This window comes from Mycobacterium sp. 29Ha (assembly GCF_032883055.1).
GTDB classification, from domain to species: Bacteria; Actinomycetota; Actinomycetes; order Mycobacteriales; family Mycobacteriaceae; genus Mycobacterium; species Mycobacterium gallinarum.
This window is the reverse complement of sequence record NZ_JAMQTI010000011.1, coordinates 205,547-221,277: the sequence shown is the minus strand read 5'-3', so window position 1 is coordinate 221,277 and position 15,731 is coordinate 205,547. Positions and strand designations below refer to the sequence as shown.

Below are 15,731 nucleotides of genomic sequence, written 5' to 3'. Positions count from 1 at the left end.
TGCTGCCCGCAATCGTGTACTACGTCACCTACCGGTGGTGCATCGGCCTGCAGCGTAGCGACCGCGCGGTGCTCGAGCACGGCATCGAGACCGGAATCATCAAGCGGTTGCCGCACGGAGCCTACGTCGAATTGCATCAGCCGCTCGGGCCCGTCGACTCCGACGGTCACCCAATTCCGTTGACCTACCAGGGCGCTGCGATTCCGAAGCGGATGAACAAGCTCGGCGCCGCGGGAGCACCGGGCAGCGGAAGCTTCTTGTTCGCCGACCCGCCGTCTGAGCAGGAGGCGCTGACCGCGGCGCATCATGCGTCGGGACAGCGTGCCCTCACCGCGTTGCGTGAACACCAGGACCACAACGGGTCGTCGAACGGCAAGACCAATGGACACCACTGACCGTGCTCGCGTTGCAGCGCCGCAATGCCAAGTTCGACTAGAAGGTCCGCCAGCGCAGCGAAACGGCAAGAAGAAGCACAAAGAACAGCACTGACGGATATCCGCCGCTGGCTCAACCATCGCAGAAACGCCGTCATCACCCACGTGCCAAACGAGTCCGAGATCAGGGCGACCCACTTCAACACCGACTGACTCTGCGATATCTGCCGCGACGTCACCCAGGACAAGACGGTGAGCCTGCGTCGCCTGGTTTTCTCATACCACCGCAGAGCGCTTGCAAGCTCATCATTGCCCCGGAGATCCGCAAGCGCCTTGCGTAAAACCATCGTGTCCAGCAGTGCTTGATTCGCCCCCTGCGCCAGGGCGGGCGGCATCGCGTGAGCGGCATCGCCGAGCAACGTCATGGCACCCGACCGCCGCAAGCGGGGAATCGGATGCCGAAAATGTGGAAACGGGGAGGCCGCCAGATCGTCGTCGGTCAACGTCGCCAAGACCTGATCGACCAACTCGGACCACCCGGCGAAGCTGGACCGGATCGCGTCGATCGGACGGTCCGGCCTGACGAAGTCGGGCGACCACCGCAAGTCGAACCACCACTGCAGATCAGAGCCACCGGCTGGCCACAGACCAAGGTTTCCGTGTTCGCCGATAATCTGCACTGCGACATCCTTTTCGGCGATGTGATCAACGGTGCTCAGTCCCTGCCAGCTGCACCAGCCGGTCGATTTCGCGGGCGCCCCGCCGACGATACGGCGGACCATCGAGTGCAGACCGTCCGCGCCGATCAACAGATCCCCATCCGCGCAGCTGCCGTCGTCGAACTGGACGCGCACCCCGCCCGGCGTATTGAATGCCGCGGCCACGCGGGAGTTGCATCGGATGCGGCCGGCCGGAAAGCCATCGAGCAGGCGGTCGAGCAGGACGCGGCGAGGGACCATTCGAACGGGGCCGCCCATCCTGTCGCGAATCGTATCCACCGCGATGTTGATCAGGGGGCGACCAGTCGACGTCGCGATCCGCACGGTGGAAAGCAATTGACCCGCCCCGTCCATGTCGACGCCAAGCTGTTCCAAAACCATTGAGCCACTGGGCCAGATGGTCACCGCACCGCCACCGGGCCGCGTATCCGGACGTTGCTCGAAGACCGTGACATCGTGTCCGTCGCGCAGTAGACCCCGAGCGATGGAAACGCCACCGACGCCGGCTCCGACGACGAGAACGCGAAGTGCGTTCATTTCCTTGCGGTTTTCGACTGATAGCAGAACCATGGGGTCCCCTCGATGTCGCAGTCCGAGATCCGGTGTAGTCGCCGGCTGAACGTGATACGACTCGTGGATGGCTTCTGTTCATCGAAGTGGTCGACCTCACACATAGCTACAGGTGACGCACGGCGAAGGGCCGAAAGGCACTCTGAATAAAGCTATTTCATCGATTCGCCGCCGAGGCTGGACTCAACCCACCAAGACCCGCAACTTGTCGGCCGTATCGGTCACGGCTACCGGGATGAAGGTCACGACGCGCAGGTTCGGATGGTCCGAGGGCGCCAGGATGTGTTGCTCCATATAGAGATCACCCACGTCGGGGTGGTGGAAACGACGCTCGCGCGACGGCATCGTGTCGATGTCGAAGCTCTCCCAGGCCGTTCGGAACGCGTCGCTGGTCTGCAGGAGCCGTGCGACTAGGTCCGCGAACGGCGGCTCGTCCAACCGCGTACCGGCTTCGGCCCGAAATGACGCGACGTTGTACATGCCGGTCCGTTCCCAGTCCGGTATCAGCGCGCGCAGGTACGAATCGGTGTAGAGCAGCCATAGGAAGTTGCGATCGGCGACGGCGACTCGTGCGATGTTCGGATACACGGATTCGTATGCGGCGTTCCAGGCCAATACCGTCCAGTCGGTGGCAACCGCCATCGCCGGAAAGTCGGCGCAGGCTTCCAGCAGACGCTGTACGTCAGCTGGGACGGTGACAGGAGTCGGTTCCGCTGTGGAATGCGGCGGGCTGTACCCGGCCAGGGCCAACAGGTACACGTGTTCGGTGTGCGACATCCGCATCGTCCGCGCGAGCGAGTCGAGAACCTGGCGTGACGGGGTGACGTCGCGTCCCTGTTCCAGCCACGTGTACCAGGTGACACTCACGCCGGCCAGAAAGGCCACCTCTTCACGACGCAGCCCAGACGTCGTCCGTCCAGTGCGAGGCATGCCCAGTTCTGCGCGCACCAGGTTCCTCCGGCGGGCTCTGAGGAATTGGCCGAGCATGGCCGCGTTGTGCTTCACGGGTGCGCCTAACCGAGGGTGGCGGAACACGATGTCGATGTCCCTGTGTTCACAATGGCTTGTCGTCTGGAACTTGGCGTCCCCGCTGCCGTCCGTCTTACCTACCCGCTAGCTGGAATCGGCCCGCAATCGGCCCAGCTCGGCGCTGGTAGTTCCACTACTAGCGGAGCCACTACCTGCCACTGCGCCTCGGGCGATGCCATCGTCGAAGTATGACGACAGCCGCAGCGGCAGATGGGATGCAGGCGCTCTACACCGAGCATGCCGCCGCCCTGTGGCATTACGCCTGGCGATTGACCGGCGATCGATCCCGCGCCCAAGACGTGGTGCAGGAGACGCTACTGCGCGCCTGGCAGCACCCGGAGGTGACGAACGACAGCGAGCGGTCGGCACGTTCATGGCTGTTCACTGTCGCCAGGAACATGATCATCGATGAGAGTCGCTCCCTACGCTCCCGCCGAGAGGTGAGCGCGCTGGACGATTCGGGCACTCCCGAGCGGGCCTGCCCGGACGACGTGGATGCCGCTCTGGATCGACTGTTGATCAACACCGCGTTGGCGCGACTGACGCCGGAACACCGTGCGGTGGTTCACCGCTCGTACGTCATGGGTTGGACAACGGCGGACATCGCCGCCGACCTCGGGATCGCCGAGGGCACCGTGAAGTCGCGACTGCACTACGCGCTGCGCGCCCTACGGCAGACAATGCGCGAAATGGGCGTCACACCATGATCTTCACGGCGGCGGACTGAACCGCCGCGGTGATGGCCCCGACCAACCGGCTGTCGAGCTTCCAGCACTGCCAGAACAGCGGGACGTCGAGGTGAGCGTCGACCACGCGAACGAAAGATCCGTCCGACAGGGCGGGTGCGGCCAGATTCTGCGGGAACATCCCCCACCCGAGGCCCGCCCGCACGGCGCTCCCGAACCCTTCAGCCGTCGGCACAAAATGCTGCGGACGAGTGATGTCGCGACGGAACACCCTGCGCACCAACATGTCCTGCAGGGCATCGTCTCGATTCCACGCCAGCGACGGTGCTGCCGCCACGGCGCGAGCCGTGAAACCCTGGGGCAGATACCTTTCGATGTACCGCGGGGCTGCGACGGCTACGTACCTCATCACGCCTAGCGGCAATACTCGGCAACCCGTTACCGGCGTGCGCTCGGTCGTCACCGCCCCCATCACCACACCCTCGCGCAGCAGTCGCGCCGAATGATCCTGGTCCTCGATGCGGATGTCGAACAGCACCCCCTCGAGCGTGTCGAGCACACCGGTGAACCACGTCGCCATAGAATCGGCGTTGACAGCCAACGCAATACGTGGAGAGGACCCGTCACCCCCGGCCATCTCCGCGAGAGTCTCGGCCTCCAGCAGCGCGGTCTGCGCAGCCAACCGCAACAGTGGAACGCCGGCGGACGTTGGCACACAGGGCTTCTCCCGCACCACCACCACCTGTCCCACCCGCTGTTCCAGCGCCTTGATGCGCTGGCTGATCGCCGACGGTGTGACGTGGAGCTGGGCCGCTGCGGCATCGAACGAGCCGTGCTCGATGACGGCCGCGAACGCCGCCAGCTGCTGGCCGTCTATCTGCACTAGGCCGATGCCTCCGTTTCGGGCCTGGGCTTGTGGCCCAGGTACACCACCACGACGGCGGCGGCCAGCGACAGGATCCCGACCACCCACATCGCGGCCTTGGCGTTGCCGGTCAGATCGGTCAGCCACCCGGTGATGTACGGGCCGCCGAAGCCACTGAGGTTCCCCAGCGAGTTGATCAGCGCAATACCGCCCGCCGCGGCGACCCCGGTGAGGAACGCGGACGGCAGCGCCCAGAAGACGGGCAGGGCACACATGACCGAGCATGTCGACAGGGTGACAGCGACCATCGCCAGGTAGGGATCGGTCATGTAGAGCGCGACCGGGATGGACACCGCTCCGACGATCGCAGGGATCGCGACGTGCCACACCCGCTCGCCGGTCCGGTCGGCGTGGCGGGCCCATGGCACCATCACGATGGCAGCGACGACGTAGGGCACGGACGTCACGAGGCCGCGCTCGATGATGCTCAGGTGGGTGCCGTACTGCTGCTGGAATCCGGCGACGATGGTGGGGAGGAAGAAGCCCACCGCGTACAGGCCGTAGGTGATGCCGAAATAGATGAACGCCAGCAGGAGGATTCTCGGGTGACTGAGCGCCTTCTTGAGCGGCCAGTGCTGGCCGGTTTCTGCCATTGACCGTTCGACATCCAGAATGCTTTCCAGCCAACCTTTTTCGTCGTGCTCGAGCCACTCGGCCTCGGCAGGCCGGTCGGTCAGGTAGAACCAGCAGACGAACGCGAGAATGACGGCGGGGATGCCCTCGACGAGGAACATGAACCGCCAGCCGTCGAGGCCGAACAGAACGCCGTGCCCCCACTCGATGATCAGCGAGGACAGTGTGGAACCGACGGCGGTTGACACCGGCACTGCCACCATGAACAACGAAATGGCCTTGGAGCGGTGCCTTTCCGGGAACCAGAAGGTGAGAAAGAGGATGATTCCCGGGAAGAAGCCCGCTTCTGCCACACCGAGCAGGAAGCGCAGGACGATCAGGGTTTCCGCGTTGGGCACGAATGCGATTGCGCTGCTGATGATTCCCCACGTCAGCATGATGCGTGCGAGCCAGCGGCGGCCGCCGAACTTGTGCAGCGCGATATTGCTCGGCACTTCGAGCAGCAGGTAGCCGATGAAAAAGATGCCCGACGCGAAGCCGAACATCTTGGCGCTCATCGCGAGGTCTTCGTTCATGCCGTTGGGGCCGGCGAAGCTGATGTTGACGCGATCGAGGTAGTTGACAAAGTAGAGGAGAATCAGGAACGGGAGCAGGCGACGGGTGACCTTCACCATCGTCTGCTGACCCAGGGCCGAATCGGGGAGGTGGGTGGTCATCGTTGCCCCTTCTGCGCAGGTCCGACGCAATGGAAGCAGATTAGCGACGCCTCGCGGGGCTGAACTGGGGCTTCTGTGGGTTCTCGCACCGATCCCAGGGCCCTGCGTGGCCGCGGGGCTGCCGTCGACCACGCCCTGAACAGCGATGTGGGTCATGGCAGTATCGCTGTTGGCTCCGTGCCAGTGCTTGACTCCGGGGTCGGTCCAGATGACGTCGCCGGCGGCGATGTTCTGTCGTGCGCCGCCCCACTCCTGCACCCAACCTCAGCCCGCGGTGACAATCAGCGTTTGTCCGGCGGAGTGGCTGTGCCACGCGGTCCGCGCGCAGGGTGTGAACGACACCTCGGCCGAGCTGAAGTCGCGGGCGGCATTGGGCTCGAAGAGCGGTCTGACGCTCACCTCGCCGGTGAAGGTCTCCGCCGGGCCGGCGGCTGCGGGGCGCTGATCATTCCGCGAAATCTCGACGCCGGCGCCCTCGGCGGCAGACGATTCCGCCTTCCACATTTCGGGGGCACGACGGCGGCCAGGACGGCGCTCTGCTGGGCGGCTCACGCAGCTTCGATGACGGCATCGAAACCGTCGAGCTCCTCCAGGAAAGACAATTGGGCGGCGTCGAACCGACCGATGCGGACGATGCCGTTCCAGTAGCCGACGTCGCCGTAGTACAGAACCAAATCCTGCGAAGGTGCGTAGTAGCCGATGTCACCAATCTGGGGATCGTCACCGGCGGGCACCCCATCCATCGTGAGCGGTCGCGGAAGTCTGGCGATCTTCTCCACTGCGTTGAGATCCCTGAACGACAGGGTCATCGGTAGCTGCGCGGCCAGTTCGATCGCAGTGGGGTTGTCGGCGAGCTGCGCTGCGATCCGTTGACCGCCGACCTCTAGCCGAATGCCGGCGACCGGGATCTCGCCGATGACCGGGGCCTGTGAGTCCTCTTGTTGCGAGGCAACACCTGTCGCCGATATTGGGGTGTTATCGGTTTCGGAGTTCGAGCACCCGATAGCGAGAAGCGATAGCGAAAGGAGCACCCAGCCAGTTCCTTTCATGATGGAGCACCAACGTCGGAGTCAGAGGTGGTGCTCGCCCAAGAGGCAAGCAGGTCGAGGGCGTGCGCGGTCGGTGAGGCGGGTTCGGCCACGTAGATGGTTAGGGTCAGGCCCGGGTCGGCGATCATATCCACGCCTTCGTACGCCAACTCCAAGTCCCCGACGACGGTGTGGTGGAAATGCTTGACCCCCGCGCCGTGCAGACGCACGTTGTGCGAACTCCATCGACAGCGGAATTCCGCACTGCGGGTCGATAATTCACCGACGAGGTCATGTAGGGCCTTGTCATGAGGGTCCCGACCAGCCTCGGTGTGCAGGATCGCCACGCAGGTATCTGCGGCCGTCTCCCAATCTACGTAGAAACGCTGCGCGTCATCATCAAAGAACGTGTACCTCGCGAAGTTTGGAACGTCGCCCGGTTCACGCTCGTACAGCGAAGAATGCATCGCCCGGCCCAGAAAGTTCGTGGCCAGCAGGTCCATCCGTCCGTTGCGGATGATGGCCGGCGGCGCGATCCCGTCAAGCACCCATTGCAGCGCGGGTCTCGGGGTCCAACGTGTGCCGGGACGGCGGCGCGGGCGCATCCCGGCACTCGTTCCGTCCGCGGCGTGTGCGAGGTGAAAGAGGTGCGCGCGTTCGGCGTCATCGAGCTGCAGAGCCCGGGCCAGCGCGTCCAGTACCGACGCCGACACACCGCCGAGCGCACCGCGTTCCAGCTTCGAGTAGTACTCGATGCTCACACCGGCCAGCGACGCGACCTCCCCGCGGCGCAAACCAGGCACGCGCCGCTGCCCGGCGACGGGGATGCCGGCCTGCTCCGGAGTGATCTTCGCTCTCCGCGAGGTCAAGAACTCGCGGACCTCGGCTCGGTTGTCCATGCCATCGACGGTACGTCGGCAGCCCTCGATGAGGGATGCACTCTGAGTACACCTCTGCTCAGTGACTCCCTCACGCCGTCTAAACGGCGTTTCCTGGATGTCAGTCGAACGAAGGAAAACAAGATGAACCCGACATACGACTTCACCGGGCAGACTGCGTTCGTCACCGGCGCCGCGTCAGGAATGGGCCTGGCCACCGCCCGCGCATTCGCGCGATCGGGCGCAACGGTAGCGCTCGCCGACATCAACGAGGCGGCGGCCAAGGAGGCCTCCGAGGCCCTTGTCGCCGACGGATTCGACACGATAGGCCTCGGCTGCGACGTGTCCGACGAAGACAACGTCGCCGCAACGGTCGGCCAAGTGGTGCGCAAGTACGGACGTCTCGACATGGCGTTCAACAACGCCGGCATTCAGGTGCCGCCGAGCGACGCCGCGGACGAACCGGCCGAGACGTTCGATCGAGTCAACGCCATCAACCTGCGCGGGGTGTGGGCATGTATGAAACATGAACTGGCGCAGATGCGCAGCCATGGCAGCGGAGCCATCGTGAACTGCTCGTCACTCGGCGGACTCGTCGGAATTCCGGGGCGCGCCGCATACCACGCCTCCAAGCACGGTGTGATCGGCCTGACCAGCAGCGCGGCCCTCGAATACGCCCCGCGAGGTGTCCGCATCAATGCGGTGTGCCCCGGCACCATCGCCACGCCGATGGTGACCGACATGATCGACAACGGCGAATTGGACCGCGCCGAAGCCATTGCGAATCAACCGATCAACCGGCTCGGCGAGCCGGAAGAGATCGCCTCCGCGGTGCTGTGGTTGTGCAGTCCCGGCGCCGCCTTCGTCGTCGGAGTCGCGCTACCGGTCGACGGCGGCTACACCGCCCGATGACCCTTTCCTCCTTTCCCGCAACAATATTCGCCAACTACCTCACATCATCAGGAGAACAAAAATGAGCACGACATCCGATCTGCCGACCTCGTCGCACACCGCCAGGCGCCGTTTTCGGCCTGCCCTCGGCGCGGCACTAACAGCGTTCGGCGTGATCGCGCTGACCAGTTGCGCCCCGTCGTCCGGCGAGATGACACAGGGCGACAGCGCCGTATCCCAAGCGGGAACCTGGGACAAGACATTCCCTCAGAGTGACCGCGTCGACGTCGAGAAGGTCACCTTCGACAACCGACTCGGCATCAATCTCGTCGGGGATCTCTACATCCCGAAGAACATCGACCGCGCCGTGCGACACCCCGCGATCATCGTGGGTCACCCCTACGGAGGCGTCAAAGAGCAGTCGTCGGGACTGTACGCCCAGCAGATGGCCGAAAGGGGCTTTGTCACACTGGCATTCGACGCATCCTACGGCGGTGAGAGCGGTGGGTCACCGCGCAACATCGCGTCGCCCGAGGCCTTCACCGAAGATTTCAGCAGCGCCGTGGACTACCTCGGGACGAACTCTTTGGTCGACAGAGACCGCATCGGAGTCATCGGCGTGTGCGGCAGCGGAAGCTTTTCGCTGAGCGCTGCAGCCGCCGACCCACGCATCCGTGCGTTGGCCACCGTCAGCATGTATGACATGGGACGAGCGATGCGGCAAGGTCTCAACGACACCGTTCCCGAGGAGCAGCGCCAGCAGACGCTCAGGCAGGTCGCCGACCAACGCTGGGCCGAAGTCGACGGTGAGCAGCCCCAGATGGTGCCTGGGACGCCGGTGGAGTTGACCGATCAATCGACCGCGGTCGAGCGCGAGTTCTTCGATTACTACCGGACTCCCCGCGGCGAACACCCACGCTCGACAACGGCGTTCACGCTGACAAGTAACCCGGCGATGAACGGCTACTACCCCTTCACCCAAATAGCGTCCATCTCGCCGCGGCCCCTGCTGTTCATCGCCGGAGAGAAGGCTCACTCGCGGTACTTCAGCGAGGACGCCTTTGCCCGCGCTGCAGGACCGAAGGACCTCGTCATCGTGCCCGGCGCGGGGCATGTCGACCTCTACGACCGTATCGAAATGATCCCGTTCGACACGCTTACTGAGTTCTTCGCCGAAAAGCTCGGCTGACGTTTAAGGGAGCGGCCGTGCAACTGTGACAGCAACGGTTGGCGGACATTAACATATCTAATGCAGATGAAGAATCATTAGCTGTACTGATTCGGCCAGGATGCCTACCGTCGTATCCATGGACTCCCCGCTGATCGTCGGCTTCCTGGCCTCCCTGACGCTGATCATCGCGATCGGCGCGCAGAACGCCTTCGTGCTGCGCCAGGGCATCCGCGGTGAACATGTGGCCGCGGTGGTGGCGGTGTGCGCGGTATCCGACATCCTGCTCATCACCGCGGGCATCGCCGGCGTCGGCGCCCTCATCGCCGCACACCCCGGCGCGCTCGACATCGCCCGGTTCGGTGGCTCCGCGTTCCTGATCGGATATGGAATGCTCGCGGCCGGGCGCGCATGCCGGCCGTCCACACTGACGGCCTCGGAGAAGGGGCCGGCGCGACTCCTCGAGGTGCTGGTCACCTGCCTCGCGCTGACGTGGCTCAATCCGCACGTCTATCTCGACACGGTGATTCTGCTGGGCACCCTGGCCAACGAGCACAGCGAGCAGAGGTGGCTGTTCGGCGTCGGTGCGGTCACCGCGAGCGTCGTCTGGTTCGTCAGCCTCGGACTCGGAGCGCGGCGCCTGTCCGGACTGTTCGCCACACCACTTACCTGGCGGATCCTCGACGGGCTGATTGCCGTCACTATGACCGGACTCGGTGTGTCGTTGATCTTGTCCTGAAATAATCCGCGTATGACGGCAGCCGAGCCAGCGCTGGGTTTGCGGGACCGCAAGAAAATCCAGACTCGAGACACCATCCGGCGCGAGGCCATGCGGCTCATCAAGGCCAACGGTTACGCGAACACCACGATCGAACAGATCGCCGCCGCAGCGGATGTCGCACCGAGCACCTTCTTCCGCTACTTCCCCACCAAAGAGTCGGTGCTGATTGCGAACGACCTGGACCAGGTGACCATCGACGCGCTTGCCGGGCTGCCGTCAGACATGCCACGGTTCGCGGCATTTCGGCGCTCACTCGAGATCACTCTGGCCGCGGTGACCGCGGCCGAGTGGCGATTCGAACGCGCCCGGCTGCGACTGGTCCTTTCGGTGCCGGAACTCAAAGCCGCCCAGCTGGACGAGTACCGGCACACCGTCGAGCGACTCGCCGAGTCAGAGGCACAGCGCACCGGTCGCGACCCACAGGATCTCGAGGTCCGTGTGTTCGTCGGGGCATTGTCCGGCGGGTTGATGGCCGCCCTGGACGGCCATCTGTCCGAGCTGACCGACCGGATGCAACGGACCCTGGACTTACTCGAAGCTGCGATGGTGATCCGTCCGAAATGATGGACCGGCCACGTAGAACACGGGACTTCACGAAAGCGGGTATGTAGCCCAGATGACCGCGACGAGAAAGTCCGTATTCATCACCGGTGCTGCGGCCGGAATCGGGAGGGCGACCGCACTGACGTTCGCCCGAAACGGGTTCCTCGTCGGCGGCTTCGACATCGACGAGGTCGGACTCAAGTCGCTCGCCGACGAGATCGACCAACGCGGAGTCGGGCGGGCGATCATCGGGCACCTCGACGTCACCGACCCCGACGAAATGGCCCAGCGGGTCGCCGAGTTCGCGAAGGCGGCGGGTGGCCGCCTCGACGTGATGATCAACAACGCCGGCATTCTTCGCGCAGGCCGGTTCGAGGAGATGGACCTCGGCGGTCATTTCAAGGAGATCGACATCAACACCAAGGGTGTGGTGAACGGGCTCTACGCCGCGTTTCCCTACCTGCGAGCCACGCGCAACTCGGTCGTCGTCAACCTCGCCTCCGCTTCGGCGATCTACGGGCAGGCTGAACTCGCCAACTACAGCGCGACCAAGTTCTTCATCCGCGGCATCACCGAGGCGCTGGACATCGAGTGGAGCAGGTACGGCATCCGGGTGATCGCGGTCTGGCCGCTGTTCGTGAACACCGCGATGACCGACGACCTCAAAACCGGGACCACCGAGTCGCTCGGCATTCGGTTGACCGCGCAGGACATCGCCGACGCCATCACCGCGGCGGTCGACCCGCACTGGTTGCGCCGCGCCATCCACCAGGTGCACTTCCCCGTCGGCTCCCAGACCAAGGTCTTGGCGGCCGGCTCCCGATTCTCACCCGGCTGGCTCACCCGTCTGGTCAACAAGAGATTGGCGCATTCCTGATGTTCAAGATGACCGTCGAAGAGGTCTTCGCCATCAAGAATCGGGGCGTGGTCGCGACCGGCCGCGTCGAAAGTGGAACGCTGCGCGTTGGCGACACCGTACAGATCAACGGGGGTCCGGGGGTCGAGGTGACCGCGATCGAGAAGTTCCGCAAACAGCTCGACGAGGCGAGCGCCGGTGAGAACGTGGGCGTGCTGATGAAGGGGATCGAGCGCAAAGATCTCAACCGCGGCGACGTCCTGACCTGGTCGTCGTCGGCATCGTCTTCGGGGTATTACGAGGCCCCGCCCATCTGAGGCCGTCTAAATCGCGCTGAGCGCAACCGCTGCTCTCGCGCGCGCTTCGGCATACGGTGCCGCGCATGAACGAGGATTGGCTCGCCGTCATCGCAGGCCTGGCTCTGCTGGCGCTCGTACTCATCGGAGCGATCCCGGGCAGCGTGATCCCGTGACCGAGACCGATACCAAACCCGAGGTCCGCGAGTCCGGGATCAGGTACGCGGTCGCCGGGGTGCTGGTTGTCATCGCGCTGGGCGCCGCGACGCGATTCCTGGAGCAGGAAGTTCCGCAGTGGGCGGCAGGAACTCCGTTCGCAAAGGTCGCGAAGTCCATCGAATTCCCGGTCTATGCCATCGCTTTGGGCTTGATCGGCAACTTCGTGCTGTCCAAACTCGCCTTGCGGGACGCGCTGGCACGGGGGTTCCGCACGGAGTTCTTCATCAAGACCGGTCTGGTGCTGCTCGGTGCGTCCATCAACCTGAAGGTGCTCGTCACCGCGGCAGGGCCGGCGATCATCCAGGCGTTGCTGTTGATCACCATCGTGTTCGGCTTCACCTGGTGGCTGGGCGGAGTCCTCAAGCTGGAGGACAAGCTGCGCGCACTGTTGGCGTCTGCGGTGTCGATCTGCGGTGTGAGTGCGGCTATCGCGGCGGCCGGTGCGGTGCAGGCGAAGAAGGAGCAGCTGGCCTATGCCGCTTCCCTGGTGATCGTTTTCGCGTTGCCGTCGATCTTCCTACTCCCCTGGCTCGCAGACGTTTTGAACCTTTCCGATGCGGTTGCGGGCGCCTGGATCGGCGGCAACATCGATACCACGGCGGCCGTCGCCGCCGCGGGAGCCATTGCCGGTGAGGACGCCCTGCAGATCGCGACCATCGTGAAGACCACGCAGAACGCGTTGATCGGTGTCGTCGCGATCGCGTTGACCGCGTATTTCGCGTTGAAGGTGGAGCGCAAGTCGGCTTCCCAAGAAGGTGAAGCGGCGCGTCCGATCCTTTTTCAGTTCTGGGAGCGTTTCCCGAAGTTCGTGCTGGGATTCATCGCCGCGTCGATCATCGGCACGTTGTTTCTGCACCTGCGCGGTGACAAGTCCGCGATCACGACGGTCAACGATCTGCGCACCTGGTTCCTGATCTTCGCGTTCGTCGCGATCGGCCTGGAGTTCTCGCTGAAGGGCCTCAGGGAGGCGGGCTGGCGGCCCATCGCGTTGTTCGCCTCGGCGACGGTCGTCAACATCGTCGTTGCGCTCGGCCTGGCCGTCGTGTTGTTCGGTAGTTTTCAGGTGAGTTAGCTACTCTCGCCGGGTGCGTGCTTCGTTGTCCCGGCGGAGTTTCCTGGCGTTGACTGCCGGAGCGGCGGCGGCCTTCGCGGCCGCCTGCGAATCGAAGCCCGGCGAGGTCGCCGACGATGGTTCGGTCACCGTCAAGCACGTGTTCGGCGAGACCAAGGTCCCGGCGCCGCCCAAGCGGGTGGTCAGCGCGGGCCTCACCGGACAAGACGACCTGCTCGCCGTCGGCGTCGTGCCGATCGCGGTGACGGACTGGTTCGGGGGCGAGCCGTTCGGCGTATGGCCATGGGCGCAATCGAAACTCGGCGGTGCGCAGCCGGTGGTACTGAACCTCGTCGACGGCATCCCGGTCGACCAGATCGCCGGACTGCAGCCCGATCTGGTCATCGCCACCAATGCCGGCCTCGACCGCGACACCTACAACCGGCTGACGGCCATCGCCCCGACGATCGCGCAATCGGGTCAGGACGCGTTCTTCGAGCCGTGGAAGGTTCAGGCGGGCGCCATCGGCCAGGCGGTGTTCAAGCACGACGAGATGCAGGCGCTGATCGCCGCCGTCGACGAGCGATTCGCCGCCGCGGGTTCGAACAATCAGTTCGCCGGCAAGCGGGTGTTGCTGCTCGAAGGCACGCTCGGTCCGGACGGCCCCACGGTGATGTCCCCGGACTGGCGCAGTGAATTCCTCACCAAGATGGGCTGTGCCGTCGCCGACAACATCGATTCGGCCGACGTGCTGATCTGGACCACGGAAAGCGACGAACAGCAGGCCGCCCTGCTCGCCGATCCGGCCGTGGCCAAACTGCCCGCCACCCGGAATGTGTTCACCGGTAAGGAACTCGGGGGCGCCATCGCCTTCGCCTCGACCCTGTCCTATCCGGTGGTCGCCGACCAGCTGCCGGCCCACATCGCCAGGGTGATCGCCTGACAAGATGTTCCGGTGACCGCCACCAGCACAGAGTCCGAGCACCGGGGTTTCGCACTCACGGGTTCGGCCTACTATCCCGTGCTCGTCGCGATCTTCACCGGCCTCGTGCTCATCTCCAACGTGTCGGCCACCAAGGGCATCGCGTTCGGACCGATCATCGGCGACTGGTCACTGATCACCGACGGCGGGTTCATCGTGTTCCCGATGACGTACGTGATCGGCGACGTGTTGTCCGAGGTGTACGGCTTCCGGGCCACCCGCAAGGCCATCTACATCGCCTTCGTCATGGAGGCCATTGCCGCGTTCACGTTCTGGCTCACCGCCTACCTGCCCGCGGCTGACTTCTACACCAACCAGGCGGCGTTCGAGGCAGTCGTCAAGCCGTTCACGCAGTTGATCATCGCCGGGCTCGCGGGCTTCATCGTCGGGCAGACGCTCAACGCGTGGGTGGTCGTCAAGATCAAGGAACGGACCAAGGAGAAACACCTGTGGGCCCGGTTGATCGGGTCGACGATCGTCGGCGAATTCGCTGACACCGTGGTGTTCTGCACCATCGCGGCAGGCGCGATAGGCATCAGCACATGGCGCGACTTCCTCACCTACGTAGCCCTGGGCTGGGTGTACAAGACCGTCGTCGAGATCCTCGTGCTGCCCATCACGTACCGGGTGATCGCGTACATCAAGCGCCGCGAGCCGACGTATCGGCCCGCCGTGTGAGGCTTCGTTAAAACTCCTCTGGCAAGGCTCATAGAGCGCGCATAGCAGTTGCTACTCGCGGGTAATTTGGGTCCATGAGCGTGACAGTGGATCTCATGGACGCCAACGCGACGGGTGCGGGTCCCGCCAAGATCCGCGACTACGGGGATCGGGCCCTGCTGCTGGAATTCGACGGGACCGACGAAGTGCTGGCGTGGTCAGCGGCGATCCGTTTTGCCGAACTGCCGGGGGTGCTCGACATCGTTCCTGCCTCGCGCACCGTGCTGATCAAGCTGGCCGGTACCCGGTACCAGGGCCCCACCCGGCAGCGACTGGGCAAGCTGGACGTCGTCGCCGCATCGGAGTCGGCCGAGCCTGCCGGTGCGGTTCAGATCGACGTTCACATCGACGTGGTCTACGACGGTCCCGATCTCGACGACGTCGCGCGGCTCACCGGAATGAGCGCCGATCAGGTCGTCGCGGCGCATACCGACACACCGTGGCGCGTCGGATTCGGCGGCTTCGCACCGGGTTTCGCATATCTGATCGGGGGGGATGCACGACTCGAGGTCCCCCGGCGGGACGAGCCGCGCACCAAGGTCCCGGTCGGGGCGGTGGGTCTCGCCGGCCAGTTCAGCGGGGTTTATCCCCGCGAGTCTCCCGGCGGCTGGCAGCTGATCGGACGCACCGCCGACGGTCAGGCGGCGCTGTGGGCTGTCGAACGTGATCCGCCCGCGCTGCTGATACCGGGCATGTGGGTGCAGTTTCGAGCGGTGGGTTAGGAGGCCG

At 64.7% G+C, this 15,731-nt stretch carries 18 protein-coding genes and 1 pseudogene; 13 read left to right on the top strand and 6 right to left on the bottom strand.

Annotated elements, in window-relative coordinates; translation table 11 throughout:
- Window positions 1-395 (top strand): annotated as a pseudogene (locus M1248_RS16730) (cytochrome b); the annotation flags it as partial.
- On the opposite strand, the gene M1248_RS16725 reads toward M1248_RS16730, so the two are convergent.
- Together M1248_RS16725 and M1248_RS16720 are read right to left on the bottom strand one after the other, a co-directional pair.
- A complete protein-coding gene (locus tag M1248_RS16725) occupies window positions 305-1,630 on the bottom strand; it encodes an NAD(P)/FAD-dependent oxidoreductase (RefSeq protein ID WP_317149110.1) in 1,326 nt (441 codons plus the stop codon). The pseudogene M1248_RS16730 and the gene M1248_RS16725 overlap by 91 nt on opposite strands.
- 216 nt (window positions 1,631-1,846) lie before the next feature.
- Window positions 1,847-2,668: a helix-turn-helix transcriptional regulator gene (locus tag M1248_RS16720; protein ID WP_163733739.1), complete on the bottom strand. Its 822-nt coding sequence runs from the start codon at window positions 2,666-2,668 to the stop codon at window positions 1,847-1,849.
- Between the two features lie 212 nt (window positions 2,669-2,880).
- Here M1248_RS16720 and M1248_RS16715 point away from each other — a divergent pair, with 212 nt between their 5' ends.
- Entirely contained in the window at window positions 2,881-3,399 is a 519-nt protein-coding gene (locus M1248_RS16715) for a sigma-70 family RNA polymerase sigma factor (protein WP_163733736.1), read from the top strand.
- Here M1248_RS16715 and M1248_RS16710 read toward each other — a convergent pair.
- Together M1248_RS16710 and M1248_RS16705 are read right to left on the bottom strand one after the other, a co-directional pair.
- On the bottom strand, window positions 3,389-4,261 hold the full coding sequence (locus M1248_RS16710; RefSeq protein WP_163733734.1) for a LysR family transcriptional regulator ArgP: 873 nt from the start codon (window positions 4,259-4,261) through the stop codon (window positions 3,389-3,391). The two genes, M1248_RS16715 and M1248_RS16710, sit on opposite strands and share 11 nt — an antisense overlap.
- On the bottom strand, window positions 4,261-5,592 hold the full coding sequence (locus M1248_RS16705; protein WP_317149098.1) for an MFS transporter: 1,332 nt from the start codon (window positions 5,590-5,592) through the stop codon (window positions 4,261-4,263). Before M1248_RS16705 ends, M1248_RS16710 begins: the two co-directional genes overlap by 1 nt.
- Before the next feature lie 274 nt (window positions 5,593-5,866).
- Here M1248_RS16705 and M1248_RS16700 point away from each other — a divergent pair, with 274 nt between their 5' ends.
- Window positions 5,867-6,037 (top strand): hypothetical protein, encoded by a 171-nt coding sequence (locus tag M1248_RS16700; protein ID WP_317149097.1) that lies wholly within the window; start codon window positions 5,867-5,869, stop codon window positions 6,035-6,037.
- A 103-nt stretch (window positions 6,038-6,140) separates the two neighbouring features.
- Here M1248_RS16700 and M1248_RS16695 read toward each other — a convergent pair whose 3' ends face one another.
- Both M1248_RS16695 and M1248_RS16690 read right to left on the bottom strand, forming a co-directional pair.
- On the bottom strand, window positions 6,141-6,641 hold the full coding sequence (locus M1248_RS16695; RefSeq protein ID WP_317149096.1) for a cyclophilin-like fold protein: 501 nt from the start codon (window positions 6,639-6,641) through the stop codon (window positions 6,141-6,143).
- Window positions 6,638-7,519, bottom strand: a complete 882-nt coding sequence (locus tag M1248_RS16690; protein ID WP_317149095.1) for a helix-turn-helix transcriptional regulator — start codon at window positions 7,517-7,519, stop codon at window positions 6,638-6,640. The genes M1248_RS16695 and M1248_RS16690 overlap by 4 nt, the downstream gene beginning before the upstream one ends.
- A gap of 123 nt (window positions 7,520-7,642) precedes the next feature.
- On the opposite strand from M1248_RS16690, the gene M1248_RS16685 reads away from it, so the two are divergent.
- From M1248_RS16685 to M1248_RS16640, 10 genes are all read left to right on the top strand, one after another.
- On the top strand, window positions 7,643-8,410 hold the full coding sequence (locus M1248_RS16685) for a glucose 1-dehydrogenase (RefSeq protein ID WP_163733726.1): 768 nt from the start codon (window positions 7,643-7,645) through the stop codon (window positions 8,408-8,410).
- 61 nt (window positions 8,411-8,471) lie between these two features.
- Window positions 8,472-9,578, top strand: a complete 1,107-nt coding sequence (locus M1248_RS16680; protein ID WP_197905551.1) for an alpha/beta hydrolase — start codon at window positions 8,472-8,474, stop codon at window positions 9,576-9,578.
- Between the two features lie 118 nt (window positions 9,579-9,696).
- The gene (lysE, locus tag M1248_RS16675) at window positions 9,697-10,296 is read left to right on the top strand and encodes an L-lysine exporter (RefSeq protein ID WP_163733723.1); all 600 of its coding nucleotides are present in this window, start codon (window positions 9,697-9,699) and stop codon (window positions 10,294-10,296) included.
- A gap of 12 nt (window positions 10,297-10,308) precedes the next feature.
- Complete coding sequence (locus M1248_RS16670; RefSeq protein ID WP_163733719.1) at window positions 10,309-10,902, top strand: TetR family transcriptional regulator; 594 nt, start codon at window positions 10,309-10,311, stop codon at window positions 10,900-10,902.
- A 52-nt stretch (window positions 10,903-10,954) separates the two neighbouring features.
- Window positions 10,955-11,758: an SDR family oxidoreductase gene (locus M1248_RS16665; protein WP_163733716.1), complete on the top strand. Its 804-nt coding sequence runs from the start codon at window positions 10,955-10,957 to the stop codon at window positions 11,756-11,758.
- A complete protein-coding gene (locus tag M1248_RS16660) occupies window positions 11,758-12,054 on the top strand; it encodes an EF-Tu/IF-2/RF-3 family GTPase (protein WP_317149094.1) in 297 nt (98 codons plus the stop codon). Before M1248_RS16665 ends, M1248_RS16660 begins: the two co-directional genes overlap by 1 nt.
- 151 nt (window positions 12,055-12,205) lie before the next feature.
- The gene (locus M1248_RS16655) at window positions 12,206-13,324 is read left to right on the top strand and encodes a YeiH family protein (protein WP_317149093.1); all 1,119 of its coding nucleotides are present in this window, start codon (window positions 12,206-12,208) and stop codon (window positions 13,322-13,324) included.
- Between the two features lie 13 nt (window positions 13,325-13,337).
- Window positions 13,338-14,246, top strand: a complete 909-nt coding sequence (locus M1248_RS16650; protein ID WP_317149092.1) for an ABC transporter substrate-binding protein — start codon at window positions 13,338-13,340, stop codon at window positions 14,244-14,246.
- A 12-nt stretch (window positions 14,247-14,258) separates the two neighbouring features.
- Window positions 14,259-14,963, top strand: a complete 705-nt coding sequence (locus tag M1248_RS16645) for a queuosine precursor transporter (protein ID WP_317149091.1) — start codon at window positions 14,259-14,261, stop codon at window positions 14,961-14,963.
- Window positions 14,964-15,037: 74 nt separating this feature from the next.
- Window positions 15,038-15,724 carry an allophanate hydrolase subunit 1 gene (locus M1248_RS16640; RefSeq protein WP_317149090.1) on the top strand — a complete coding sequence of 229 codons (687 nt, stop codon included), beginning with the start codon at window positions 15,038-15,040 and terminating at the stop codon, window positions 15,722-15,724.
- Window positions 15,725-15,731: the final 7 nt, after the last annotated feature.